Below are 25,764 nucleotides of genomic sequence, written 5' to 3' on the forward strand. Positions count from 1 at the left end.
AGAATACAAAAATACCCAGCTTGACACGCAAGCCAGTAAATGAAGGCATTATATACTGAATTTAAGGGAATAAGCGAGACGAGTAAACCGATTATCATCTGAGCAAAAAACGATAATTACTCAATAGTTTTATCGCATAAATGCCGCAATAACGCGGTTATTAGCATCGACCATGGTGTTAAGAAGGATTATTGGACATGACTTGAGTCATCTTAAGGCGTTAGCGCTTTAAATCTAACGTGTAGGGATCATAGCTAAAGACATAAGCAAGATGTTCAAACTAACACTTTGCCCAATGAGAAGACGAATACCAAGGGATTTTTCTTTGTTATTATCTACAGTTAATAGGCCGTATTTTTCGTGGCTTTTGATATACACAGCTCAAACCAATCACAATCGCGTTATTAATGGCGGTTTCAATTGTCTCTTTGGCCAAACCTCTTTGAGCCAAAGCTTGCTAGGTTCGCGCAATCCCATGGCCTTTATTGATGTGATTATTAGTCAATCTAACGGCATAATGTTAGTCGTTTTAATAGCAGTGTGCTTTGCCAGAACTGGGCTTGCTCTATCTCTTGCTCATCAAAATGATGTAACTTTTGCCTGGTTTCAAAACAAAAAAGTCGCGGCGCGTAACAAACGCAACCACGACTTTTCAACTGATGGGTTTATATACTAGGCAAGCCTAGATTAAAAAACCTCGCCTGTTTCTAAATCAATATTTTCATCACCATCATCAGCATTTGCTAAACTGTTGCCACTTGCTAATAATAGCGAGCGCAGTGTGGTGTCAATTTCATTAGCGATTGCTGGATTTTCAATTAGATATTTACCGGCGTTAGCACGGCCTTGACCAATTTTGTCACCTTTATAGCTGTACCATGCGCCAGCTTTATCCACTATTTTGTGCTGTACACCTAAATCAACTAATTCACCGGTGCGGTTAATCCCTTGACCATAAAGAATTTGGAATTCAGCTTGCTTAAATGGTGCTGCAATTTTGTTTTTAACCACTTTAACGCGAGTTTCGTTACCCACCACTTCATCACCGTCTTTCACAGCACCGGTACGGCGAATATCTAAACGAACTGATTAAGCCCATATGAGAATCACCAATTTCACCTTCGATTTCAGCTTTAGGTGTTAATGCTGCTACCGAGTCAACAATGATGACGTCAACCGCGCCTGAGCGTGTTAGTGCATCACAAATTTCAAGCGCTTGCTCACCCGTATCTGGCTGAGAACAAAGTAAGTTATCAATATCAACGCCAAGTTTTTTAGCGTAGATAGGGTCTAGTGCATGCTCTTTGTGCCGCAGCAATAACCTCAAGCGTTAATGTGGTTTTACCTGACGATTCTGGTCCGTAAATTTCAACGATACGGCCCATTGGTAAACCACCTGCACCCAACGCGACGTCTAATGAAAGTGAACCGGTAGAGATAGTTTCAACATCCATTGTGCGGTCTTCGCCCAATTTCATAATTGAGCCTTTACCAAATTGCTTTTCAATCTGGCCTAAAACGGCGGCTAGTGCTTTCTCTTTGTTTGGATCAACCTTCATTGTAAAACCCTCTTAAGGCATTCAATACGTTTAGTAAAATGCGTTTTGTATTTAGGTGAAATGTTGTAACTCATCTCAATATGTTCATCAGTATACTGTATAGTCATACAGTATCAAGTGCTGATGGTAATTTTTTTTATTTCAAGTTAATTTGCCTTTTGACATCAACATTTTACCCAACCGGCAATTTTTATTATGAATTGATTTATACCCTGAAGATAAAAATTGTTAAGATTAGCGCCATAAAGTTTCGTGCCCCAAGATTGATAGAGTGAAGAGTCCATAATGACTGTAATTGATACCAGCGATTTAGAAAAACATACCCCGATGATGCGACAATATTTGAGCTTAAAAGCCGCTCATGCTGAGATGTTGCTGTTCTATCGAATGGGTGATTTTTACGAGTTATTTTATGATGATGCCAAAAAAGCCTCTGAACTGCTGGGCATTTCATTAACCGCTCGAGGCAAAAGTGGTGGCGACCCAATCCCAATGGCCGGTATTCCTTACCATGCCGTTGAAGGCTATTTAGCTAAATTGGTTCAAATCGGTCAGTCTGTGGCTATTTGTGAACAAATTGGCGATCCAGCGACTTCAAAAGGCCCGGTTGAGCGTCAAGTTGTGCGCATTGTTACCCCTGGCACATTAACTGATGAAGCACTATTACAAGAAAAACAAGACAACCTACTTGCCGCGCTTTATCAAGGTAAAAGTGGTTTTGGCTATGCCACACTGGATATCTCATCTGGACGTTTTGTCATTGCCGAGCTGCCGACACGCGAAGCATTAGAAGCCGAGTTGCAACGCACCCACCCGGCTGAGTTACTCTACAGCGAAGATTTTACTGACATGTTGCTAATCAATAACATGAAAGGTATTCGCCGCCGCCCTGAATGGGAGTTTGATTACGACACCTGCGTCAATTTATTGCTCAACCAATTTGGCACTAAAGATTTACATGGCTTTGGCATAAGCGATGCGCGATTAGCATTACAAGCTGCAGGCTGTTTAATGCAGTATGTTAAAGACACCCAAAAAATGGCCTTGCCGCACATCAATTCAATTGTGTGTTTTAATCAATCTGAATCAATTATTTTAGATGCTGCGACGCGTCGTAATTTAGAGTTAACTCAAAATTTATCAGGTGGACGCGACAACACCCTTGCTTGGGTACTCGATAATACGGCAACGCCTATGGGCAGCCGCATGTTGCAGCGCTGGATCCACGAACCACTTCGCGACCGCCGAGCTGTTCAATTACGCCACGGCGCGGTCAATGAGTTAATTGAAAACGACCTTTACCATACTCTGCATGAGCAACTAAAAAGCTTGGGCGATATTGAACGAATTATGGCTCGTCTTGCCCTACGCAGCGCCAGACCACGCGATTTTTCACGCTTAAAGCAAGCGTTAGCATTATTGCCCTCTGTCCAGCAAACATTGTCTCAATGCCAACAGCCACAAATGATGACATTAGCGACTCAGTTGGGCGAGTTTCCTGAGCAGCACGACCTGCTCGAACGCGCGATTGTCGATAACCCGCCGATGTTAATTCGCGATGGCGGTGTAATTAAAAGCGGTTACCATGCCGAGTTAGATGAGTGGCGTAAGTTGAGCGAAGGCGCGAGTGATTATTTGGTTGAACTAGAAGCCCGCGAAAAACAGCAAACTGGTATCAGTACCCTAAAAGTGGGCTATAACCGCGTGCATGGTTATTACATTGAAGTCAGCCGCTTACAAGCTGATAAAGTGCCTTTAAGCTACCAACGTCGCCAAACATTAAAAGGCACAGAGCGCTACATCACTCCAGAGCTTAAAGAGTATGAAGAAAAAGTGCTTTCGAGCCAAGGTAAAGCGCTCGCGTTAGAAAAACAGTTATGGGAACAATTATTTGATTTACTGTTACCTAAACTGCAAGAGTTACAAAGTTTTGCAACCGCTGCCGCGCAGTTAGATGTTTTGAGCAATTTTGCTGAACGTGCAGAAACGCTCAATTATCAATGCCCAGAGATGACAAACGATATCGGAATTCATATCGATGCAGGTCGTCACCCTGTCGTTGAACAGGTCAGTCAATCCGCCTTTATTGCCAACCCTGTAAGCCTAACCCCACAACGTAAAATGTTAATTGTGACCGGTCCCAATATGGGTGGTAAGTCGACTTACATGCGTCAAGTAGCACTTATCACCTTAATGGCACACATTGGTTGTTTTGTGCCTGCTGATGCTGCACAAATTGGCGAAATCGATCGAATATTTACTCGTATTGGCGCATCTGACGATTTGGCATCGGGTCGCTCAACCTTTATGGTCGAGATGACCGAAACCGCCAATATTTTGCATAATGCTACCGCCAATAGCTTAGTGTTAATGGATGAAATTGGCCGAGGAACCTCAACCTACGATGGTTTATCGTTAGCATGGTCTGCTGCAGAATATCTTGCCAAACAAGTCAGTGCTTTGACCTTATTTGCGACCCATTATTTTGAGCTCACCCAATTACCTGAAATATTACCTGCGGTAGTGAATGTTCACTTAGATGCAATTGAGCATGACGATACCATTGCCTTTATGCATGCGGTTCAAGAGGGGGCTGCCAGTAAGAGTTATGGTTTACAAGTAGCCGCGTTAGCCGGTGTACCAAATCAAGTCATTAAAGCGGCCAAACATAAACTGCATCAACTCGAAAGTCGCGATATTGCGGTATCAGAACAAGCACCAAGTCAGGTGAGCATGAATTTACTTGCGCCGATGCCGGAACCTTCTCCAGCGATGGATAAGCTGGCACAAATTAACCCTGATGATTTTACACCTAAGCAGGCATTGGACTTATTGTATGAGCTAAAAAAACTAGCCAATTAAGCGTAAAATTGTAAGCAATAAAAAAGGACACGCCAATGTGTCCTTATAGTGTTCATATCATAGTGCGGCTTAGCTTAGCCGCACACTTTTTGCTAGCTAGTCTCTAATCTCTAATCTCTAAATAATGCTTCCACTGATAACCCTTGCGATCCAAGTAGATCTTTTAATCGTTTAAGTGCTTCTACCTGAATTTGACGAACTCGCTCACGGGTTAAACCAATTTCAGCACCGACATTTTCAAGTGTTGATGGCTCATAACCTAATAGACCAAAGCGTCTTGCCAATACTTCACGCTGTTTGGTGTTGAGCTCGTTTAACCAACCGACAATAGAATTTGATAAATCTTCATTTTGTACTCGATGATCTGGCCCTACAGAGTCATCATCGGCAATAACATCTAATAATGCTTTTTCGTTGTCGCCGCCAAGCGGTGAGTCAACTGAAGTGATTTTCTCATTCAGTTTAAGCATACGGCTAACATCACCGGTTGATACATCAAGTTTTTCAGCGATTTCTTCTGCTGTAGGTTCGTGATCCAGTTTTTGTGCCAGTTGTCTTGCTGTACGCAAGTACACATTTAATTCTTTTACCACGTGGATTGGAAGTCGAATTGTGCGAGTTTGATTCATGATTGCACGTTCAATGGTTTGTCTGATCCACCAGGTTGCATAAGTCGAAAAACGAAAGCCGCGTTCAGGATCAAATTTTTCTACCGCTCTGATCAGGCCTAAATTGCCTTCTTCGATAAGATCGAGCAATGCCAAACCACGATTGTTGTATCTTCGAGAAATTTTAACAACGAGACGCAAATTACTTTCGATCATGCGGTTGCGAGATTTTTCGCAGCCTTTGAGGGATTTACGTGAAAAATAGACTTCTTCTTCAGCTGTTAGTAGTGGAGAAAAACCAATTTCACCTAAATATAGTTGAGTGGCGTCGAGGTTTTTTTGAAGATCATCTTGGACCTTTTCTTCGATATCGAGTTGCTGCACCAAATCGCCATTATTGGTTGCAACCTCTTGTGGTTGTTTAGCTAGATCAACAAGTTGTTCTGCTGAAGCAGTACTTTTTTTGCGGCTCATAATTGCTCTCCCAAACCTAATATTGTGGTATGTAATCTACTGCACTAGCCTATCCTCCGTTATTTATGTTGCTAAACTATTACTGTTTAGGTAGATATCGTAATGGGTTAACTGACTTACCGTGATAACGTACTTCAAAGTGAAGCATCACTTGGTTTGTCCCGGTACTGCCCATTTTTGCAACTGTTTGCCCAGCGCTAACATATTGCTTTTCTTTAACCATTATCGTGTCTGTATGAGCGTAAGCACTTAAATAATCATCATTATGTTTAATAATCACTAAGTTGCCATACCCCCGTAACGCATTACCCGCGTACACGACCCTTCCATCTGCAGCGGCTTTAATAATATCACCGCGATTACCAGCAATCTTAATACCTTGATTGCCTTGTTCCGATGCCGAAAAATATCCAATAATTCGACCTCTAACTGGCCAGTGCCATTGCTGAACTTGTTTTGGCAAGTTGGCGGTGGCTCCGCTTGCGCTCTGGTTAACACTTTGTTGGGTAGTTGTTACAGAATACGCAGGCTTTAAATTGTGATCAAGATCTTTTTTCGTTCTGTTTAAAACAGGCGCGGCACTTGAGTTTGCCGAAGAGTTTGAAACGATTGTTTTATTTTCAGAACGAATAGGGGCTGTAGAATAAGGTACGGTTGCAGCATTTGTTTGCACTGAAGGCACATAAGGTTGTGAAGATTTTTGGTTCGAAGATACTGTTTTATTCACCGCGACCAAATTAAGCGTTTGCCCTGGATAAATGGTGTAAGGGGTGTGCAAATTATTCTCACGTGCGAGCTCAACAAAATTACGACCAGCCCCCCACGCTATCGAATACAAGGTGTCACCCTTCTTTACCTGGTATTGATGGCTTTTTAACGAACCTTTGTGGTATCGAGGACCATAATGACTCGACGATAAACTATCAACCGGCGCAGGACGATCAGCTTGAAAACTACATCCTGTCAGCATAATTGCTAAGACCAAACAATTTGGCCAACCGGTTTTCATCAAACAAAGTCCTTTAGGAAATACATAATAATAAGGTGAAATGTGAGCGGCTACGCCTCTCACTAAGCAATATCCAATAAAACGTTTCATACTGGCATAAGCAATGCTCTAGCCTAACCCGACAAGCACGGTTTGTCGTTTGTTTTTATCAGGATATGACCTGCTCATTTAGAATACTAGGTACACATTCTACTTTGCATAAAATAATAAAAACTCATTTATTAATCGTGAGCAATTAGCCCTAACAAAACATATGAAGATATTTTAAGCTAAATCACCATTGATTAAAGGCACAAATTTAACGCCTTCAACAATTTCTGAGTGATACTCATTCCCCGTACGAGTGATCTTTAGTAGCTGCTGAGTGTCCTCACCTACTGGGATTATTAATACGCCATGATCAGCCAACTGTTCAAGCAAAGCTTGAGGCACGGATGCTGCCGCGGCGGTCACCATTATGCCATCAAAAGGGCCACGATTAGGCCAGCCCTGCCAGCCGTCGCCATATTTAAACGAAACATTGTGCAAATCTAAGCGTTTTAAGCGTTGCCGGGCTTGAATTTGCAGCGCTTTAATTCGCTCTATAGTACACAACTCAGGAATTAATGAAGCCAGTACTGCTGCTTGGTATCCCGAGCCAGTACCAATTTCGAGTACTTTTTGCGGATTGTGTTGCAATAGAAGTTCGGTCATACGCGCTACGATATAGGGTTGTGAAATCGTTTGCCCTTGCCCTATCGGTAATGCAGTATTTTCATAGGCTTTATGCGCTAAGGCACCGTCGAGAAATAACTCACGCGGTGTGGTGGCCACCGCATGCAATACTGCTGGGTGGCGGATACCTGCATCAGATAACTTTTTTGCCAAATTCATTGCCGATGTTGACGCAACGTGGGTCATATTTTTGTTATCCACTCAGCTAATCCGTTTAATTGATTATAAGCAGTTAAGTCTACGGTTAAAGGCGTGATTGAGACATAACCTGCTGTTATAGCACCAAAATCGGTGCCTTCGCCAGCATCTTGCTCACTACCCACCGGCCCAAGCCAGTAGATATCTTTGCCAGCAGGGTCTTGGGTTTTAATCATTCCCTCGGCTTTATGTCTTGCCCCTAAACGTGTCACTTTAATACCTTTAATTTGTTCAACTGGCAAATCAGGTACATTTACATTTAAAATTTGATCGCTATCAACGGGGTGAGCCAGCAAGCCCTTAACTATTTTTGCAGCATAAATCGCTGCACTGTCATAATGAGTTAACGATTTACCAACTAGCGAAATCGCAATAGCAGGTAAGCCTAAAAAGCGCCCTTCCATTGCCGCTGCCACAGTGCCAGAATATAAAGTATCATCCCCCATATTTGCCCCCGCATTAATACCAGAAACCACAATATCAGGCTCATGCTGGCATAATTGCCTAATGGCTAAATGGACACAATCGGTAGGTGTACCATTGACTGAAATATAGCCATTATCTAAGTTATTAATTCTTAATGGATTCGTCAAGGTTAAAGAGTTGCTCGCACCAGAACAATTTCGGTCAGGCGCTACTGTTAGCACTTGAGCAAACTCACTCAATGCTTGAGTTAACGCAATAATGCCTGGAGCATGTACGCCATCGTCATTACTGACCAAAATATTAATCATTTTTTATGACTCTTTTTGAGAGGGTGATTCAGATTGCGCTAAACGATGTGCTTGCTGCTCTGCGACCATGATTTTTCTTTGTTGTTCTTGGACATCTTGATAGTCAGCAAGTTCGCGCAGTACCGAGGTAGCATAACTGCCAGCGGGCAACATAAACTCAAGCGTAAGTACATCTGCGTCAAAGTGCCATTTCATTCCTTGAGGCTCAAGCAACAAAGGCCGTCTTTCTTGTGATAAACCGGCATTTTCAAGCCCAGATAAATCTTCTGAATAATCTGTTAATGGCGCCATTTCTAACTCAAAAGCAGCCTCTTTTGCCAGTGGGTTGCCGCGGCCCCAAAGTGGTGCAGATAATTGGATGTCTTTTTCAGCTAAGCGTTTATTAAGCACATCGTCCCAGGCATCGACGGTAAAATAGCTTTTACTGCCCGCAAGCATTACACAATCACCCACTACCGTTTGTGTTTGATGTGTGGCTAAACGGTGTGATGCCACGAGGTTAAATATGTTTGAGCGCACAGCAGATAAATACATGCTGCGCTTGTTACGATCTTTAACATTACGGCCACCATTTAACATCTGGCGTCCCATCACTAAGTTTTTACCATCATGACCAAAGCGTTGTTCGCCAAAATAGTTTGGCACTCCGGCGGCGGCAATCTGCTGCAATCGAGATTCAACGTCAGCAACATCAGTAATATTGCGCAAGGTAAGGACAAAACGATTACCAAGCAGTGCACCAATTCGCAGTTTTTTGCTGTGACGACTACTTGATAGCACCGTGAGTTTATCGTTATTTAATTGAGTCCACTCGGGCGTTTCTTTGCCAGGAATACGCACACCAAACCACTGTTCAGTAACGGCATTTTTATCTTTTTGCCCTGCATAGGTCACTTCTTTGGGGTGCACTTTAGCAAACTTGGCAATCACTTCAGCGACATAGACGGTGTTCGAGCCATTTTTTTGGATATGCAGCATATGATGTTCACCTTCACCCGTAGGGGTAAAAGGCAAAATTTCTTTGACAATAAAATCACTATTGTGAGTTCGTAAATCGGCTTGGCTTGAAGGTTTACCTAACAGGTAATGTAATTCATTCATCTAACTAGCATTCTCTATGTGATTAACGCGATTGACTTACCATCAGTACGACAGCTTCTACAGCTATACCTTCTTTACGTCCGGTAAAACCCAGCTTTTCAGTGGTGGTCGCTTTAACATTTATATTGTCGAGTTCGGTTTGTAAATCGTCACTTAAACATTGACGTATTGCCTCAATATGTGGCGCCATCTTAGGAGCCTGGGCAATCACAGTGACATCAAGATTACCAATGACAAACTGTTTCTCTACGGCCAATTGATAACAATGCTTTAAAAGCGCCCGGCTATCAGCCCCTGCAAAATTAGCATCTGTGTCAGGAAAATGTTTGCCAATATCGCCTAATGCCATCGCCCCTAGAATAGCGTCGCTCACAGCATGTAAAACCACATCGCCATCAGAATGAGCAATTAATCCAGTATCATAAGGGACAATAACACCACCTAAAATAAGTGGTTTATCGCCACCAAATTTATGTACATCAAAACCATGGCCTATACGTATATTCATGTTAATCCTTGCGGCGAAGTTATCTTTACAATGTGGTTATTGTGCTTGCGACATAAACAGTTGAGCAAGTTGTAAATCATCAGGGTGAGTGACTTTAATATTATCAACACGGCCTGTTACCAAGCCCGGCATAACACCTGCCCACTCCATTGCACTGGCTTCATCGGTAATATTAACTTTGGCCTTAAGGGCATTAGTAAGGTTAGCTTGTAACGTGTCGATAGGAAAATATTGTGGCGTTAACGCATGCCATAACAATGCTCTTTCAACTGTATCAGTGATTAAGCCATTGGCGTCACTTCGCTTCATGGTATCACGTACCGGTGCGGCTAAAATCGCCCCTTGAGGAAAGCGTGACTGAGATTTAAGCAGCTTATCAATATCACTATGGCACAAACAGGGTCTGGCAGCATCGTGAACCAAAGCCCAGGCAGATGGGTTAATGGTCTTGGCCATGTTTAGGGCTGCTAAGACTGAATCAGCTCGTTCTCCCCCGCCGATAACTTGGACCAATTTAGGGTGCTGAGCCTGAGCTAAATGTTGAAAGTACTGGTCTTGGGGATGAAGTGCGATAACCACTTGGGAGATAAGTGGGTGCGATATTAAAACATCGAGAGTGTGCGCTAAAATGGTTTGTTGGCCGAGTTGTAAATATTGCTTAGGTTTATCAGCCGCCATACGACTACCGATACCTGCAGCAGGCACAATTGCAATAATAGAATCAGAGTTGTTTTGCATAGTAGACCATTGTTATCGTTATTATGGCGTAGTTAAAGCGAATGATATTTATGGGTTAAACGGCTGTTGTTCGCGCAGTTCACTGCCCACAACTCGGTAAAAAGTTTCACCTTCTTTGACCATACCTAGTTCGTTACGCGCACGCTCTTCAATGGCTTCGGTGCCACTTTGAAGATCGATGATTTCTTCTTTAAGGATTTGATTGCGGGCCACCAGCTTTTCGTTGCTTTGTTGTTGGGCTTCAATCTGGGCTTGCAGCACGACATACTCTGATAAATTGTTATCGCCCAGCCATAGCCGGTATTGCAAAATTGCCAACAAACCTATCATTAATAATATTAGTCGTTTCATAATATCAAGTTACGCTGTGTTAACCCCTAAAATGTTTGTTGGATATAGTACAACAAAAAAGGCCACCGAGTGGTGGCCTTTTTAAACTAAAGCAAAAATTTATGCTTGGCCTTTCACTTCTTTAAGACCATTGTACGGTGCTTTTGAACCTAACGCTTCTTCAATACGAAGTAGTTGGTTGTATTTAGCAACACGATCACTGCGACTTAATGAACCGGTTTTGATTTGACCAGCAGCGGTACCGACAGCTAAATCAGCAATGGTTGAATCTTCCGTCTCACCACTACGGTGAGAAATAACCACGGTAAAACCAGCATCTTTCGCCATTTTAATTGCAGCCAACGTTTCAGTTAAAGAACCGATTTGGTTGAATTTAATTAAGATAGAGTTAGCAATGCCGTTGTCGATCCCACGCTTAAGGATTTTAGTGTTGGTAACGAATAAATCGTCACCTACTAATTGGATTTTATCACCCATTAATTTAGTCTGATGAGCAAAACCATCCCAGTCAGACTCGTCAAGACCATCTTCGATAGAAACAATTGGATAACGTTCAGTAAGACCTTGTAAGAAGAAGTTAAACTCTTCAGAGGTGAACTTCTTGCCTTCACCTTTAAGATCATAAATGTTTGCTTCTTTGTCGTAAAACTCAGAGGCTGCACAATCCATCGCTAAAGTGATGTCTTTACCTAACTCATAACCTGCGTTTGCAACGGCAACTTTAATTGCGGCTAGAGCGGCTTCATTAGACGCTAGGTTTGGAGCAAAACCGCCTTCATCACCTACCGCAGTTGAGTGACCGTCAGCTTTAAGCACTTTTGCAAGGCTGTGGAATACTTCTGCGCCCATACGTAAACCTTCGCGGAATGTCTTAGCGCCAACGGGTTGGATCATAAATTCTTGGATATCAACACTGTTGTCTGCATGCTCACCACCATTGATGATATTCATCATCGGAAGTGGCATTGAATACACGCCAGGAGTTCCGTTTAGATCAGCAATGTGTGCATATAAAGGCACGTGCTTCGCAGCTGCAGCCGCCTTAGCAATAGCCAGTGAAACAGCTAGAATGGCGTTAGCGCCAAATTTAGCTTTATTTTCTGTGCCGTCTAAGTCAATCATAATTTGGTCAAGTGCTGCTTGAGCCAATGCATCTTTACCTTTAATCGCGTCAGCAATAGGACCGTTAACAGCAGCAACGGCATTTAATACGCCTTTACCTAAGTAACGTGCTTTGTCGCCGTCACGTAGTTCTAATGCTTCACGACTACCGGTTGATGCGCCAGATGGTGCAGCAGCCATACCCACAAAACCGCCTTCTAAATGCACTTCTGCTTCAACGGTTGGGTTGCCACGCGAATCCATAATCTCGCGACCAATCACTTTAAGAATGTTAGCCATAATTTCCTCGTACTGTGTCAGTAAATTAAAAAATTTATATAAAAGTTAAAAGCCAATACCAATATAACCGCGAGATTTGTTTAAAACGTCGATTTATTGGTATGTAACTTTCAGTTTAGTAATTTTATTCTATCTGCGCTTAGGATAAATCGAATTGGATTTAGCTTCAACTTAGTTTTAACCACTGTAAGGCATCAGATTGATGATTATTTGATCTTACGCATACATCATAGACAAAAAAGCCGTTAATGCATCAACATTAACGGCTATTTTAAATTTAGCTGATATCGCGTTTTTGGTACGCTGAAGAAGCAGCAATAAACCCTTCAAATAATGGATGACCATCACGTGGGGTTGAGGTAAATTCTGGATGGAATTGACCCGCAACAAACCAAGGGTGATTTGGCAATTCGATCATTTCAATTAATTTACGGTCTGAAGATAAACCACTGAACACTAATCCGGCTTTTTCAAGACGTTCAATGAAGTTGTTGTTCACTTCATAGCGATGACGATGGCGCTCAACACAGCTTGTTGAGTTATAAGCGGTTGCTGCTTTAGTGCCTTCTTTTAAGTGACATAATTGTGCACCTAAACGCATTGTGCCACCTAAATCAGAAGACTCATGACGTTTTTCAACATCACCTTCTTCGTTAATCCACTCTGTGATTAAACCAACCACAGGATATGGAGAGTCAGGGTTAAACTCGGTTGAATGTGCACCTTCTAAGCCGGCCACATGTCGAGCAAACTCAATCAATGCCACTTGCATACCTAAACAAATACCAAAGTAAGGTAAGTTGTTTTCACGGGCAAATTGTGCGGCAAAAATTTTGCCTTCAACGCCACGCTCACCAAAGCCGCCAGGTACTAAAATACCGTCTAGGCCTTGCAACACTTCTTCGCCTTTAGCTTCAACTGTTTGTGAATCAATATACTTGATATTCACTGTCACACGGTTTTTTAAGCCCGCATGTTTTAATGCTTCGTTAACAGACTTATAAGCATCGGGTAGTTCAATGTATTTACCGACCATACCAATGGTGACCTCACCGTTTGGATTTGCTTCTTGGTAAATAACATTTTCCCACTCAGATAAGTCGGCTTCGTTACAATCTAAATGGAAACGCTTGATCACTAATTCATCTAATCCTTGTGAGCGTAATAACGCAGGGATTTTGTAGATGCTGTCGACGTCTTTAAGTGAAATAACTGCGCGCTCTTCCACGTTACAAAATAACGAGATTTTAGATTTTTCGTTGGCAGGAATTGCACGGTCGCCACGACAAACCAATACGTCTGGCGCGATACCAATTGAACGCAACTCTTTTACAGAATGCTGCGTAGGCTTGGTTTTGATTTCACCTGCGGCACCCAAAAATGGCACTAAGGTTAAATGCATAAATAATGTGCGATCGCGTCCTAGCTCAGCACCGAGTTGACGAATAGACTCAAGGAAAGGCAATGATTCAATATCACCTACCGTGCCGCCAATCTCTACGATTGCTACGTCATGACCTTCGCCACCTTCAAGCACTTTTTCTTTAATCGCATTGGTAATATGCGGAATAACCTGAATGGTTGCACCTAAATAATCACCACGACGCTCTTTACGAAGTACTTCTTCATAAATACGGCCTGTAGTAAAGTTATTACGGCGGTTCATTTTAGTGCGAATGAAACGTTCATAGTGACCTAAGTCGAGGTCGGTTTCTGCGCCATCTTCAGTCACGAATACTTCACCGTGTTGAGTTGGGCTCATCGTACCTGGATCGACGTTAATGTATGGGTCCAGTTTCATAATGGTTACATTGAGGCCACGCGCCTCTAAAATTGCTGCTAGCGAAGCTGCTGCAATGCCTTTACCTAGTGATGAAACAACGCCACCAGTAACGAAGATATACCTTGTAGTCATGCTGAACCTGAGAAAATGTGTTGGAAAAAACGTGCTTGTAAGAAAGCACTAGGACGGGGCGATAGTATATCAAAGCCACTTCGATTCGACAAACTTAAACACGCTAATTTTAGCTTAATTTGCCTTTTCGTCTTGCTTTACCTTGTCCCAGTAACCATCTAACTCAGTTAATGTATGCTGTTCGATGACTTTTCCGCTGTCGGCTACATAATGCTCAACGCCTCTAAATCTGCGCTCAAATTTGTTATTGGCGTGGCGTAATGCTTGTTCTGGGTCAACCTTTAAATGCCTGGCTAAATTGACCACGGCAAAAAATAAATCCCCCATTTCATCTTGAATATGCTCTTGCGAGTAAGCTGGGTCGTCATGGCTTTTGTTTACCTCAATGAGTACTTCATCAATTTCTTCATGTATTTTGGCGACTACAGGTTCAAGTTCCGCCCAGTCAAAGCCGACTTTGGCTACCCGATGTTGAATTTTACGTGCGCGAGATAATGCTGGTAACGCTTGCGGAATATCGTCTAATGCGGAATGAAGTTGCTTTTGCTGGCGCTCATTGGCTTTTAATGTGTCCCAGGCTTGGCTTAACTCTTGGGTGTTGGTAATAGGACCACTGATTTGACCATCAGCCTGAGCAAACACATGTGGATGACGCCGAGTTAATTTATCGCTAATGCGCTCTACAACCGTCGCAAAATCAAACATCCCTTGCTCTTGGCCAAGTTGACAATAAAACACCACTTGAAACAACAGATCGCCTAATTCATCGGGTAATTCACGCCATGCTTGACGCTCTATGGTATCGACCACCTCATAGGCTTCTTCTAGAGTAAAAGGCACTATGGTGGCAAAGTCTTGGGCAAGATCCCACGGGCAGCCCGTTTGCGGATCGCGTAATTGCGTCATAATATCCAATAGCGATTGAATGTTTGCCACCTTGTTTGTCCTCTAAATTGAACGGTACTTTAATTGAAAAGGCACCTAGATTAAGGTGCCTTTACGCAGAGTATGTTGTTTAATGTTTTACAGCCTACGAGACTCAATCACACCATCAACTTGCGATAATTTAGCAATGATGCGTGATAAACCATCGAGGTTATAGAGCTCAAGTTCAAGCTCTACGGTCGCGGTTTGGGTTTTCACATCCGATGATGAGCTCATGGCCATTACGTTCGACTTTTCAGCGGCAAGCACTGTGGTTAAGTCGCGTAATAAGCCACTGCGGTCATGGGATAATACTCGCACTCTAATACGGTAGCCGCCAGAGTAGTTTTCGCCCCAAATCACATCGACACTGCGCTCAGGGTGTGCGCGCATTAACTCTTTAACTTGTTCGCAATCACTGCGATGCACAGAAATACCACGGCCCATGGTGATGTACCCAAAGATTTCATCACCAGGTACTGGCTGACAACAACGCGCAATGTGGCTCATTAGGTTGCCCACACCGTTGACTTCAACTTGGCCTTTACTTGATTTTTTCGGTTTGTTAGACGCTTTTTTAATAATATCTTCAACCAAGTCTTCGTCTGAATCTTCAATTTTTCGGACTTTGGTTTCGGTAAAGTTGACCACTTGGTTTAGGCGTAAATCTCCACCACCAATGGCCGCTAACATATCGTCCATGGTATTAAGGTTAAAACGTTCAACCGCCACAGCTGCATCTTTAATTTTTAAGCCAACACGCGACAACTCAGACTCGAGCATTTCTTTACCGGCGGCAATATTTTTGTCGCGATCTTGTTGTTTAAACCAATGTTGAATTTTAGAGCGAGAACGAGACGACTTAATGTATCCCAAGTTAGGATTTAACCAGTCACGTTTTGGGTTAGGCGTTTTTGACGTAATGATTTCAATGCGTTCACCGGTTTCAACCTGGTAAGTAAACGGCACAATACGACCATCCACTTTGGCGCCGATACACTTATGTCCCACATGAGAGTGAATGTAATAAGCGAAATCGAGCACAGTCGAGCCTAAAGGTAAGTCAACCACTTCACCATTCGGAGTAAATACATAGACTCGGTCTTCAAATACCTGGCTACGTACTTCATCCACCAAATTACCACTTTCGGCCACATCTTCTTGCCACTGTAAAATTTTACGTAGCCAGTTAATTTTTTCTTCGTAGCCGGTTTGTTTGGCGTTACCCGCACCTTCTTTGTACTTCCAATGCGCAGCCACACCAAGTTCAGAGTCTTGATGCATGGCTTCAGTACGAATTTGAATTTCGACGGTTTTGCCTTCAGGGCCCACTACGACGGTATGAATGGATTGATAACCGTTCGGTTTAGGGTTGGCGACGTAATCGTCAAACTCGCGCGGAATGTGGTGCCATAAATCATGCACAACGCCTAACGCGCCATAACAATCTTGTAAGCGTTCAGTCACGATGCGCACAGCTCTTACGTCAAATAATTCATCAAACTTAAGATCTTTTCCCTTCATTTTACGCCAAATGCTGTAAATATGTTTGGGGCGGCCATAGACTTTGGCGCGGATATCATCGTTGTCTAACCGTTGCTGCAACTGGGTAACAAACTTGTCGATAAACACTTCACGATCAACACGTTTGCCATCAAGCTGTTTCGCGATGTCTTTATATACCGTTGGGTGTAAGTAACGGAACGAAATATCTTCAAGCTCCCATTTGAGCTGACCAATACCTAAACGGTTAGCTAAGGGGGCGTATATGTCGGCAATTTCACGGGCCAATAATACCCGCGTTTCTTCGTCGGCATTTTTCACCGCACGAAGTAAACACACGCGCTCGGCAAGTTTAATCACTACCGCACGCACGTCTTCAACCATCGCCAATAACATTTTACGAATATTGTCGATTTGTGGTTCGGCATCACGTGAGTTATCGCTGACTTTAAGTGCGCCAATGGCATTCATGGTGACCACGCTGGCCACCAACTTTGCTAAATTGTCGCCGTACTTTTCAGCTAATTGCTCATCACTTAACACGCCAGCTTCATGCATTAAAAACAGCACAGCCGCTTGCAGGGTTTCAATGTCCATGTTCAGTGGCGCTAAAATTTCGATCATTTCACGAGCACGCGCAAGCAACTCGGTGTGCGCCAGTTTGTTTTTGACCGGTAAGGCCTCAACTTGCTGGATCAACGATAATAATATTTGAGCGTCGTCTTTGTCGTCAATATAACGGGCGACCCACTCATCTAATTGGAATGCTTGCGTATTAAAATGTGCTTCGCGAACAGATACCATGAACCCTTCCTTAGCCGCATGACCGACTGATACCCACCTCCACTTCACTGATTCAAGGTGAAATGAGGTAAAAACTACAACTGAATACGTTATCTTGAAGCCCTAAGCCCGTTTGTCAATTCAAACATGGTTAGTTGAACAATTTTATAGCATACCAGTTGATAATACTGAAAAAGTTGACACTTATTTACCTAGTTCAAATAAGACCATCGCCTCAATATGATGCGTTTGAGGAAACATATCAACTAAACCTACTTTAGCAATTCGATAACCATTGGCTAATAATACACTACTGTCGCGGGCTAAACTTGCCGGATTACACGACACATAAACCACCTTTTTAGGTTGCATTTTTTGTAACCATTGCAGACTTTCATAGGCGCCGGCTCTAGCAGGGTCAAGTAACAATTTATCAATTTTACCCAGCCAGGTTTGCTCAGATAAATCGGCACTTAAGTCAGCATGGTAAAAGCTCACATTAGTTAATTGATTATCGAGTGCATTCTGTTTGGCCTGCTCAACCATTTCTGCTACACCTTCAACGGCAATCACTTGCGCCGCTTTTTTGGCTAACGGCAAACTAAAATTACCGACGCCGCAAAACAAATCAAGGATCCGCTCGCCGGCTTGAGGCTCGAGCCAGTCAATCGCTTGTTCAACCATAGCTTGATTTATCACGCCATTCACCTGAACAAAATTACCCGGCGTGAATGAGCAACGAACGCTATTATCCGCTAAAAGGTAGAACGGTAATGTCACTTTATCTTCATCAGATGACAGAGCGGGATAAATCTGAGTTAGTTGGCCGGCTTCATCTTGCAACAATAAATTAAGTTGATGCTTTTCGGCAAAACCACTTAACCAACGTAAATCAGAATTAGGTAAGGTTTTAGTGACCCTTAATACGGCAAAGTGGCCATTGTCAGCTTGGGTTAATTCAACATGCCCTAAACTGGCTTTTGCTTTTAGTTGATTTAAATTAACCGCCAGCGGCGTAATAAGCTCTGACAACGGCGCAGCAAGCACTGGACATTGGTTAATTTCAACAATTTTATTGCTGTTTGCGGCGCGAAAACCCAATTGTAAACGTTGGGTATTTTTGTCAAAAACGGTTGCCAACCTAGCTCTACGCCGATAATGCCAGGCATCATCAACAATGGGAGTGGCTACAAGGTTTTCAGCGACAGGCTCAGCACTGGATAACTTCGTAATAAGGTCAACTAATGCAGTTTGTTTATGTTCGCGTTGCGCCTGTGTGTCCATATGTTGTAAATCGCACCCTCCACATTGCACATAATGCGGGCAATGGGCTTTAATACGGCTAGAGGCTGGACTATCAATCTTGATGAGTTTAGCTTTGGCATAACTTTTCTTTTGCTCAACGAGCTGTACCGTCGCACGCTCGCCTGGCAACGCCCCGGCGACAAACACAACTTTACCTTGATGCTGGGCAATTCCGGCACCTAAATGATCTAATTGGGTAATGTCTAATGAAAGCTTGGCAGATAATTGTTTAGATTTGTTCGGTTTTTCTTTGAAAAATTGTGCCATTTCGGCCTCAGATGTCGAATAAAAAACTAGTCAAGAGTGCGCTATTTCTGGCAGTCTAGACGCACATAGTAGCGATTTAGCATCAGGAACACACCTAACTGCCATGAAAAGTGCCAACAATATGACCAAATACAGCCTACGTTCTTGGGTTCTGGTATTGGCGTTAGCGCCCACAATTGTAGTGGGTATTCTACTTGGAAGTTATTTCACGATAAACCGCTTTTATGAATTGGAAGATACCTTAATCGTCAAAGGCAGCAATATTGTTGAGCCTTTGGCCATCGCTAGCGAATTCGGCATCATTAATCAAGACCGAGAATCAACCAAACGTTTGTTGGCCGCCTCGCAAATAAACAACGCATCACTCATCCACTCTATTGCCGTATTTGATGCCGAAAACCAACTGTTTGTCACCTCGCATTATCATAAAGATTTTGAAACCATGCGTTATAAACAGCCTCTGACTCAATTGATTGGCGCTGAGCACGAAACCATTGGTGATACCATGGTCATTAGAGTGCCTATTATTTCACATACCGGTTATGAAGCATCGTTACTGAGTAGCCTCGAACGCACAAAAGATACAGGCGCACAGCCCACTAATCAGCACCTCATTAAGCCCATTTATAACAACCAACAAGAACAGGTCTTAGGTTATATCTCGGTGCTGTTGAACAAAGAAAATGCCCTTCTTGAACAACATAGGGCCGCAATTGCCGCCTTTATTATTGTGTTAATTGGTGTACAGTTTAACTTATTTTTCACTTTCCGTTTGGTGAAACATGTTAACCACCCCATTACTGAAATGGTTCGGGTGGTGGCAAAAATTCGTGAAGGTAAACTCGATACCCGCCTTGAAGGTAACTTAATTGGTGAGTTGGATTTACTAAAACGTGGTATTAACGCCATGGCGAGTTCATTGTCTGAATACCACGATGAAATGCAACAAAACATTGACCAAGCCACATCCGATTTACGCGAAACCTTAGAACAAATCGAAATTCAAAACGTCGAGTTAGATTTAGCCAAAAAGCGCGCTTTAGAAGCCAGCCGAATTAAATCTGAATTCTTGGCCAATATGTCCCATGAATTACGCACACCGCTTAACGGAGTCATTGGTTTTGCAAGGCAGCTACTTAAAACGCCTCTGCACACCAGCCAACTCGATTACATTAAAACCATTGAACGAAGTGCCAGTAACTTACTAGGCATTATTAACGACATCCTCGACTTTTCTAAACTCGAAGCCGGCAAAATGGTGCTCGAAAAAATGCCTTTTGCGCTCAGAGAAACACTAACAGAAACTTTAACTATTATTGCCGGTAGTGCCCAGGAAAAAGGACTAGAGCTGGTTATCGATATTGATGAAAATGTTCCAGAAAGTGTCAGTGGCGATGCCATGCGCGTGAGCCAAATCATTACTAACCTGGTTGGAAACGCAATCAAATTTACCGATATTGGCAGCGTGATCCTTAAAATTCACCTTGTGGGTCAAGATGAAGACAACATCACCCTGCGCTGCGAAGTTATCGATACTGGCATTGGTATCGATGAAAGCCAACAAGAATATTTGTTCCAAGCTTTTGGCCAGGCAGACTCATCCATTTCACGTCGTTTTGGCGGTACAGGGCTAGGTTTAGTCATCACCAAGCGCCTCATTAATCAAATGGGTGGGCAAATTGGGTTTACTTCAGCGCCGAATAAAGGCTCTAATTTCTGGTTTATTTTACCTCTTGGGATCAGCCAATTTGAAATTGGCGAAGTGATACCTGTTGAAGTCCTCCGACATAAATCAGTTTTACTGTATGAGCCAAGAGAGTTAACCCGCGACATGCTTAATCGCCGTTTGGTTTCATGGCAGCTTATTTTAACCAATGTGGCGAACTCAGATAACCTGACGTCAGTGCTCAAAAGTCAAAACAGCAAATTTGATTACATCATCATGAGCTGTCATGGCTTTGCAGACGAGGCCGCCTTTATTGAATTATTACAACAAGCACGCCAGCATACAGACTGCCTGATCATCTTGCATGATTGCCTTAACCAAGATGTAATTATCAATGTACTTAAAGCCAATGCTGATGTATTGCTCAACACTCCAGTAAGTGATTTTACCCTCGCGCATCACTTAATTTATCCGCCAACACCTGCAACGTTAATCAGCTTACCGGAGCCCGCTAAAATTGATGCTAATAAAAAACTTAATGCCTCTGTTTTAGCTGTTGATGACAACATCGCCAACTTAAAACTCATCGATACTTTATTAAAAGAACTTGTGGCCAATGTCGTCACTGTTAATAATGGCAAAGAAGCCATCGCACAAGCTAAAGCCCACGCATTTGATCTGATCTTTATGGATATCCAAATGCCTGGCACCGACGGGATAACGGCAACCCAGCATATACGCGCAAAGTCGCTTAATCGCCATACGCCTATTATTGCTGTCACCGCCCATGCTATAGCTGAAGAGCGAGAAAATATTTTAGCCAGCGGAATGGACGGGTTCTTACCAAAACCTATCGATGAAGTGTCTTTAAAAGGCGTGATTAGTCGTTGGATTGCTAACCCCCAATTTACTCACTTTGACACACAAGTACTCAATTGGGATTTATGCCTAACTCAAGCTAACCAAAAACCGGATTTAGCCTTAGATATGCTAAAAATGCTTGTCAGCTCTTTACCTGAAACTATCGAGACCATCACCAACACATTAAATGACCGCGACAGCAGCACGTTATTACAAGCAGTGCATAAACTACATGGTGCAACCTGTTACTGCGGAGTGCCAACAACCCAAAAGCTTTGCCAAGACATTGAGTCGGGGTTAAAGCACAAAATTGACATCGATGATTTAGAACCTGAAATACTAGAGTTACTTGATGAGTTAACTAAGGTAGAATCAGCGGCAAATCAAGTGATAAACCAGCTATCAGTGGATATACCTAATGACCAGTAAAACCGGCTTTTTTAAACGCCTTAAGGCACTTTCTTTACCACAAAAGCAACTTTTTGCACTTGCCCTATGCCAACGCATGCTACCTAATTATCAACTGTTTTCAGAAGTTTGCGAATTCGGTGAGCCACAAGTATTAAGCACAGCATTAGAATTATTATGGCAAAGCCAGTACGACAAAAAAATTAAATTCAATATAGATGTTCACTTACAACGTCTTGATGAAAACACCCCAGACCCAAGTGATTTTGAAGCCTACGGTGCTTACCCAGCTATGGACGCTGCCGTTGCCATTGCAACGTTGATGAGTGCGATTAGCAGTAAAATTGAAGAAGACATCACCAACATCAGTAAATTGTCATCAAGTACCGTTGCTAACTATATAGAAGCCATTAGCGATGAGTCGTTAATGGATGAAGAACTCGATGAGTTTGTGTTTTCACATCCTGTCATGGAAGAAGAGAAAGAACTTCAAGGCATGCTACTTGATATTATCGAGGCCAACCCAGACATCAACAGCGAATTAGTCAAAGGCTTACGCAAAGACATTATTGATGCGGGTGTATCTAATATTGGCATCAGTATGCAATGATCCGTTTTAGGCTACATTTGGGCTAACCACAGCACTCAATCTGTTGTCATCTAAACAGCCTGAAGCTATTCAGGCTTTATAGAGTAATCGTCAATGAAAAAGATTTTTTACCAAGGTTACACCTTTACCAACCCTGACGGTAAAACAGATAATTGGACCTTAGTGATTGGCCGTCAAGTTCGTGTTGGTTCATTGTTTGAATTAAGAAGACAAGTGCATTTTTTTACAGAACTTGGCATCTTACCCCCACCAAAAATCACGAAATAATCCAACAAACAATAAACAACAGTAAACCCCCAAGGTAAAATACCGATGCCGATAAACAGATTACCAGACCTAATTAGACACTGGTCGCCTTAAAAAAATATCATCTTTATCATTAGTCTAATTGCATCTCGACAGGTAAAAGCAGTACAGTGACAACTCTATCATTTTGCGAAGGAAACGCGAGGGATGTCTAGTATTCTTACCCCGCTTATAGCTGTTTTTGCCATCATGGTGCTAGGCAGCATATTTCAAAAAGTCAGAATCTTACCCGCAGATACTGATGTCATTCTCAATCAATTTGTTTATTACGTCGCATTCCCGGCTATTTTATTAATTGTTTTAGCAGAAACGCCCATTGAAGATATTGCCCAATGGGGCTTTATTGCAGGGTTTAGTTTAGCCATGGTCATCACATACTCAGTAGTGATATTACTGTCATTGTGGCAAGCACCTAAACAGCAAGCTGTCGCAGCAATGCGTGCCTTAAACTCTACATTTGGAAATACCGCATTTATCGGTATCCCACTGATGAGTTTAATGTTTCCGGGGAATAAAATGGCCTTAGTTGCCGCAGCCATAGCAAGCTTGCTATCGGTAATCATGTTTGCTTTCGCGTTGGTGTCAATTGAGCTTGCGAGCCGCAGTAAACAATCAACCGAACCTGCTATATTAATTATGGCGAGTGCACTGGGTAAAAACCCCATTGTTGTAGGAAGCGCAATAGGTATCACGTTGTCGGCATGCCATATTACCCTCCCTTCAAGTATATCTTTAATGCTGCACCAAATCGGCAATACCTCAAGTCCTTGCGCCCTGTTTGCTATCGGCATGGTACTGGTTAAAGCCTTACGTCAGCAAAGTGGTCGTAAAGTATTTAGTGCCGGATTAATTGTCGAGTTAAACGGCATCAATGTGTTAAAACTTGTGGTTCAGCCACTCATTGCATACGTCCTATTAAAGGCATTTGGTGTCACGCCACAATGGTTAACCATGGGAGTGTTATTAGCGTCATTACCCACAGCAGCAAGTGTTTACTTACTGGCGGAGCGTTACCAGGTACATGCCAATGTCAGTGCTCAAGGGATCCTCTACGGCACCTTAATGACCTTTCTAAGTTTACCGATAATAGAAACCCTATTAAAAGCGTATGGTTAATCATTAGTCAATTGCTGATCAACAATTAAACAAGGGTGATTTTTAGCCAACCACTTTACTGTATAAAAAAACAGTATATACTGTTTATCAATACAGTAGTTTGATAGTCTCATTGACAGGAATTAATTATGCTTTGCCAACTCAGCATTAACAATTTTGCTATCGTACGTTTTTTAGAACTCGACTTTAAAGCCGGCATGACAAGCATCACCGGTGAAACCGGTGCTGGTAAGTCGATTGCCATCGACGCTCTGGGGTTGTGTTTAGGTAACCGCAGTGATGCTAATACCGTCAGGCCTGGTGCCAGCAAAACAGAAGTCAGCGCTCGCTTTACCCTGCACGATGTACCTTTAGCTAAGCGCTGGCTTGAAGACAATGATCTTGACGCTGAAGATGAATGCATACTGCGCCGCACCATCAATAGTGATGGCCGGTCTCGTGCCTATATCAATGGCAATCCTGTACCCGTGACACAATTAAAAGCCATTGGCCAGTTGCTCATTGGCATTCACGGGCAGCACGCCCATCATGCAATGCTCAAAAGCGAGCATCAATTAAATTTGCTCGACAGTTACGCCAACCACAAATTACTCCTTGAGAGTGTTAGTGCCAGTTACCAGCGTTGCAAACAGGTAGAAAACCAACTAAAACAACTTGAACAAGCACAGCATGAGCGTATCTCTCGCCAACAGTTGCTGCAATATCAGGTCGAAGAATTAAACGAGTTTAACCTAGGCTTAGAAGAGTTTGATGAAATAGAACAAGAGCATAAACGTTTGGCTAATGGCACTGATTTAATTGAGCGTTGCCAGGCGGGTTTGCACTTACTGACCGAAAGCGATGAGGGCAACATTGAATCACTGCTCAATAAAGTGACCAGCATTGCAGACACGTTACAAGGATATGATGACTCGCTTGCGCCCATTAGCACCATGTTAAATGAAGCTTTAATCCAGGTACAAGAAAGTGCCAGTGAAATCGAAAGCTATTTAAGTCGCTTAGAACTCGATCCGGAACATTTTGCCTTTCTTGAAAAACGCTTATCAACCGCAATGCAACTCGCTCGCAAGCATCATGTTAGCCCAGATAAACTCGCATTACACCATCAAGAGTTGGTAACTGAGTTGGCTGAGCTTGCTGGGGATGAAAGCAAACTAGATGAAATAAGAATGCAGCTTGAGGCCAGCCAAAAGGCCTATTTAACCAATGCACAAAAGCTCAGTCAAAGTCGGAGTCGCTACGCCAAAGAGCTCGATAAATTGGTGACTCAATCGATTCATGAGCTCAACATGCCTAAGGGTAAATTTAGTATCCAAGTCAATCATGACCCAGCCAATATTTCAGTTAATGGCTGCGACAATATTGAGTTTATGGTAACAACTAACCCTGGCCAACCATTGCAACCCATCTCAAAAGTCGCTTCAGGCGGTGAATTATCGCGCATAGGTTTAGGCATTCAAGTGATAACCGCTAAAAAAGTCGCCACTCCAACACTGATATTTGATGAAGTAGATGTGGGTATTTCAGGCCCGACCGCATCGGTTGTTGGCAGAATGCTCCGTAGCCTCGGTGAGTCGACTCAAGTCTTGTGTGTGACTCACTTACCGCAAGTGGCAGGTAATGGCCATCAACACATGTTTGTGAATAAGTTCAATAAAGCTGGCAGTACCGAAACAAGCATGCAGGCATTAGACAAAAAGCAGCGAGTCAAAGAACTGGCAAGATTATTAGGTGGTGACGTGATTACTGAAAACACTCTAGCTAACGCTCGTGAGTTATTACAATAAAGCTCATCACTTATCAAAAGTTAAGCAACATGTTACCATTGTGTTAAATGGACTTT

20 protein-coding genes and 1 pseudogene are annotated in these 25,764 nt (G+C 42.8%); 7 read left to right on the forward strand and 14 right to left on the reverse strand.

Annotated elements, in window-relative coordinates; all coding sequences use genetic code 11:
• Window positions 1–325 precede the first annotated feature (325 nt).
• Window positions 326–676: a hypothetical protein gene (locus tag IEY42_RS02890; RefSeq protein WP_188923857.1), complete on the forward strand. Its 351-nt coding sequence runs from the start codon at window positions 326–328 to the stop codon at window positions 674–676.
• Between the two features lie 11 nt (window positions 677–687).
• Here IEY42_RS02890 and IEY42_RS02895 read toward each other — a convergent pair.
• A pseudogene (locus tag IEY42_RS02895) lies at window positions 688–1,559 on the reverse strand (recombinase RecA).
• Between the two features lie 285 nt (window positions 1,560–1,844).
• On the opposite strand from IEY42_RS02895, the gene mutS reads away from it, so the two are divergent.
• Window positions 1,845–4,421 (forward strand): DNA mismatch repair protein MutS, encoded by a 2,577-nt coding sequence (mutS, locus tag IEY42_RS02900; RefSeq protein ID WP_188923858.1) that lies wholly within the window; start codon window positions 1,845–1,847, stop codon window positions 4,419–4,421.
• Window positions 4,422–4,531: 110 nt separating this feature from the next.
• Here the strand turns inward: mutS and rpoS are convergent, their stop codons facing one another.
• The 13 genes from rpoS to rlmD all read right to left on the reverse strand — a co-directional run bounded on the left by rpoS (window position 4,532) and on the right by rlmD (window position 18,954).
• Window positions 4,532–5,503 carry an RNA polymerase sigma factor RpoS gene (gene rpoS, locus IEY42_RS02905; protein ID WP_188923859.1) on the reverse strand — a complete coding sequence of 324 codons (972 nt, stop codon included), beginning with the start codon at window positions 5,501–5,503 and terminating at the stop codon, window positions 4,532–4,534.
• A gap of 79 nt (window positions 5,504–5,582) precedes the next feature.
• The gene (locus IEY42_RS02910) at window positions 5,583–6,515 is read right to left on the reverse strand and encodes a peptidoglycan DD-metalloendopeptidase family protein (protein ID WP_373292776.1); all 933 of its coding nucleotides are present in this window, start codon (window positions 6,513–6,515) and stop codon (window positions 5,583–5,585) included.
• A 261-nt stretch (window positions 6,516–6,776) separates the two neighbouring features.
• Window positions 6,777–7,412 (reverse strand): protein-L-isoaspartate(D-aspartate) O-methyltransferase, encoded by a 636-nt coding sequence (locus tag IEY42_RS02915; protein WP_188923926.1) that lies wholly within the window; start codon window positions 7,410–7,412, stop codon window positions 6,777–6,779.
• Window positions 7,409–8,158: a 5'/3'-nucleotidase SurE gene (gene surE, locus IEY42_RS02920; protein ID WP_188923861.1), complete on the reverse strand. Its 750-nt coding sequence runs from the start codon at window positions 8,156–8,158 to the stop codon at window positions 7,409–7,411. Before surE ends, IEY42_RS02915 begins: the two co-directional genes overlap by 4 nt.
• Before the next feature lie 3 nt (window positions 8,159–8,161).
• Entirely contained in the window at window positions 8,162–9,259 is a 1,098-nt protein-coding gene (truD, locus tag IEY42_RS02925) for a tRNA pseudouridine(13) synthase TruD (RefSeq protein WP_188923862.1), read from the reverse strand.
• A gap of 22 nt (window positions 9,260–9,281) precedes the next feature.
• Window positions 9,282–9,767 carry a 2-C-methyl-D-erythritol 2,4-cyclodiphosphate synthase gene (gene ispF, locus IEY42_RS02930; protein WP_188923863.1) on the reverse strand — a complete coding sequence of 162 codons (486 nt, stop codon included), beginning with the start codon at window positions 9,765–9,767 and terminating at the stop codon, window positions 9,282–9,284.
• A gap of 36 nt (window positions 9,768–9,803) precedes the next feature.
• Complete coding sequence (gene ispD, locus IEY42_RS02935; RefSeq protein ID WP_188923864.1) at window positions 9,804–10,505, reverse strand: 2-C-methyl-D-erythritol 4-phosphate cytidylyltransferase; 702 nt, start codon at window positions 10,503–10,505, stop codon at window positions 9,804–9,806.
• Window positions 10,506–10,553: 48 nt separating this feature from the next.
• Window positions 10,554–10,856: a cell division protein FtsB gene (ftsB, locus tag IEY42_RS02940; protein ID WP_188923865.1), complete on the reverse strand. Its 303-nt coding sequence runs from the start codon at window positions 10,854–10,856 to the stop codon at window positions 10,554–10,556.
• A gap of 99 nt (window positions 10,857–10,955) precedes the next feature.
• The gene (gene eno, locus IEY42_RS02945) at window positions 10,956–12,257 is read right to left on the reverse strand and encodes a phosphopyruvate hydratase (protein ID WP_188923866.1); all 1,302 of its coding nucleotides are present in this window, start codon (window positions 12,255–12,257) and stop codon (window positions 10,956–10,958) included.
• A gap of 277 nt (window positions 12,258–12,534) precedes the next feature.
• Window positions 12,535–14,172 carry a CTP synthase gene (pyrG, locus tag IEY42_RS02950; RefSeq protein WP_188923867.1) on the reverse strand — a complete coding sequence of 546 codons (1,638 nt, stop codon included), beginning with the start codon at window positions 14,170–14,172 and terminating at the stop codon, window positions 12,535–12,537.
• Between the two features lie 114 nt (window positions 14,173–14,286).
• Window positions 14,287–15,108, reverse strand: a complete 822-nt coding sequence (mazG, locus tag IEY42_RS02955) for a nucleoside triphosphate pyrophosphohydrolase (RefSeq protein WP_188923868.1) — start codon at window positions 15,106–15,108, stop codon at window positions 14,287–14,289.
• Window positions 15,109–15,195: 87 nt separating this feature from the next.
• Window positions 15,196–17,403, reverse strand: a complete 2,208-nt coding sequence (gene relA / locus IEY42_RS02960) for a GTP diphosphokinase (protein WP_188923869.1) — start codon at window positions 17,401–17,403, stop codon at window positions 15,196–15,198.
• Window positions 17,404–17,586: 183 nt separating this feature from the next.
• Entirely contained in the window at window positions 17,587–18,954 is a 1,368-nt protein-coding gene (gene rlmD / locus IEY42_RS02965; RefSeq protein ID WP_188923870.1) for a 23S rRNA (uracil(1939)-C(5))-methyltransferase RlmD, read from the reverse strand.
• A gap of 121 nt (window positions 18,955–19,075) precedes the next feature.
• Here rlmD and barA point away from each other — a divergent pair, with 121 nt between their 5' ends.
• The 5 genes from barA (at window position 19,076) to recN (ending at window position 25,708) form a co-directional block, all read left to right on the forward strand.
• The gene (gene barA, locus IEY42_RS02970) at window positions 19,076–21,910 is read left to right on the forward strand and encodes a two-component sensor histidine kinase BarA (protein WP_444544467.1); all 2,835 of its coding nucleotides are present in this window, start codon (window positions 19,076–19,078) and stop codon (window positions 21,908–21,910) included.
• Window positions 21,900–22,499, forward strand: a complete 600-nt coding sequence (locus IEY42_RS02975; protein WP_188923872.1) for a YjaG family protein — start codon at window positions 21,900–21,902, stop codon at window positions 22,497–22,499. The genes barA and IEY42_RS02975 overlap by 11 nt, the downstream gene beginning before the upstream one ends.
• 93 nt (window positions 22,500–22,592) lie before the next feature.
• Window positions 22,593–22,766, forward strand: a complete 174-nt coding sequence (locus IEY42_RS02980; RefSeq protein ID WP_188923873.1) for a DUF3319 domain-containing protein — start codon at window positions 22,593–22,595, stop codon at window positions 22,764–22,766.
• Window positions 22,767–22,952: 186 nt separating this feature from the next.
• Window positions 22,953–23,921 (forward strand): AEC family transporter, encoded by a 969-nt coding sequence (locus IEY42_RS02985; protein ID WP_188923874.1) that lies wholly within the window; start codon window positions 22,953–22,955, stop codon window positions 23,919–23,921.
• A 128-nt stretch (window positions 23,922–24,049) separates the two neighbouring features.
• A complete protein-coding gene (recN, locus tag IEY42_RS02990; protein WP_188923875.1) occupies window positions 24,050–25,708 on the forward strand; it encodes a DNA repair protein RecN in 1,659 nt (552 codons plus the stop codon).
• Window positions 25,709–25,764 lie beyond the last annotated feature (56 nt).

It is taken from the genome of Shewanella algicola, assembly GCF_014648035.1.
GTDB classification, from domain to species: Bacteria; Pseudomonadota; Gammaproteobacteria; order Enterobacterales; family Shewanellaceae; genus Shewanella; species Shewanella algicola.

Coding starts and splice junctions, on each gene's coding strand:
- eno (WP_188923866.1), bottom strand. CDS start 12,257: ATGGCTAACATTCTTAAAGTGATTGGTCGCGAGATTATGGATTCGCGT.
- pyrG (WP_188923867.1), bottom strand. CDS start 14,172: ATGACTACAAGGTATATCTTCGTTACTGGTGGCGTTGTTTCATCACTA.
- barA (WP_444544467.1), top strand. CDS start 19,076: ATGACCAAATACAGCCTACGTTCTTGGGTTCTGGTATTGGCGTTAGCG.
- IEY42_RS02985 (WP_188923874.1), top strand. CDS start 22,953: ATGTCTAGTATTCTTACCCCGCTTATAGCTGTTTTTGCCATCATGGTG.
- rlmD (WP_188923870.1), bottom strand. CDS start 18,954: ATGGCACAATTTTTCAAAGAAAAACCGAACAAATCTAAACAATTATCT.
- mutS (WP_188923858.1), top strand. CDS start 1,845: ATGACTGTAATTGATACCAGCGATTTAGAAAAACATACCCCGATGATG.
- relA (WP_188923869.1), bottom strand. CDS start 17,403: ATGGTATCTGTTCGCGAAGCACATTTTAATACGCAAGCATTCCAATTA.
- recN (WP_188923875.1), top strand. CDS start 24,050: ATGCTTTGCCAACTCAGCATTAACAATTTTGCTATCGTACGTTTTTTA.
- ispD (WP_188923864.1), bottom strand. CDS start 10,505: ATGCAAAACAACTCTGATTCTATTATTGCAATTGTGCCTGCTGCAGGT.
- IEY42_RS02915 (WP_188923926.1), bottom strand. CDS start 7,412: ATGACCCACGTTGCGTCAACATCGGCAATGAATTTGGCAAAAAAGTTA.
- rpoS (WP_188923859.1), bottom strand. CDS start 5,503: ATGAGCCGCAAAAAAAGTACTGCTTCAGCAGAACAACTTGTTGATCTA.
- ispF (WP_188923863.1), bottom strand. CDS start 9,767: ATGAATATACGTATAGGCCATGGTTTTGATGTACATAAATTTGGTGGC.
- IEY42_RS02980 (WP_188923873.1), top strand. CDS start 22,593: ATGAAAAAGATTTTTTACCAAGGTTACACCTTTACCAACCCTGACGGT.
- truD (WP_188923862.1), bottom strand. CDS start 9,259: ATGAATGAATTACATTACCTGTTAGGTAAACCTTCAAGCCAAGCCGAT.
- ftsB (WP_188923865.1), bottom strand. CDS start 10,856: ATGAAACGACTAATATTATTAATGATAGGTTTGTTGGCAATTTTGCAA.
- surE (WP_188923861.1), bottom strand. CDS start 8,158: ATGATTAATATTTTGGTCAGTAATGACGATGGCGTACATGCTCCAGGC.
- IEY42_RS02975 (WP_188923872.1), top strand. CDS start 21,900: ATGACCAGTAAAACCGGCTTTTTTAAACGCCTTAAGGCACTTTCTTTA.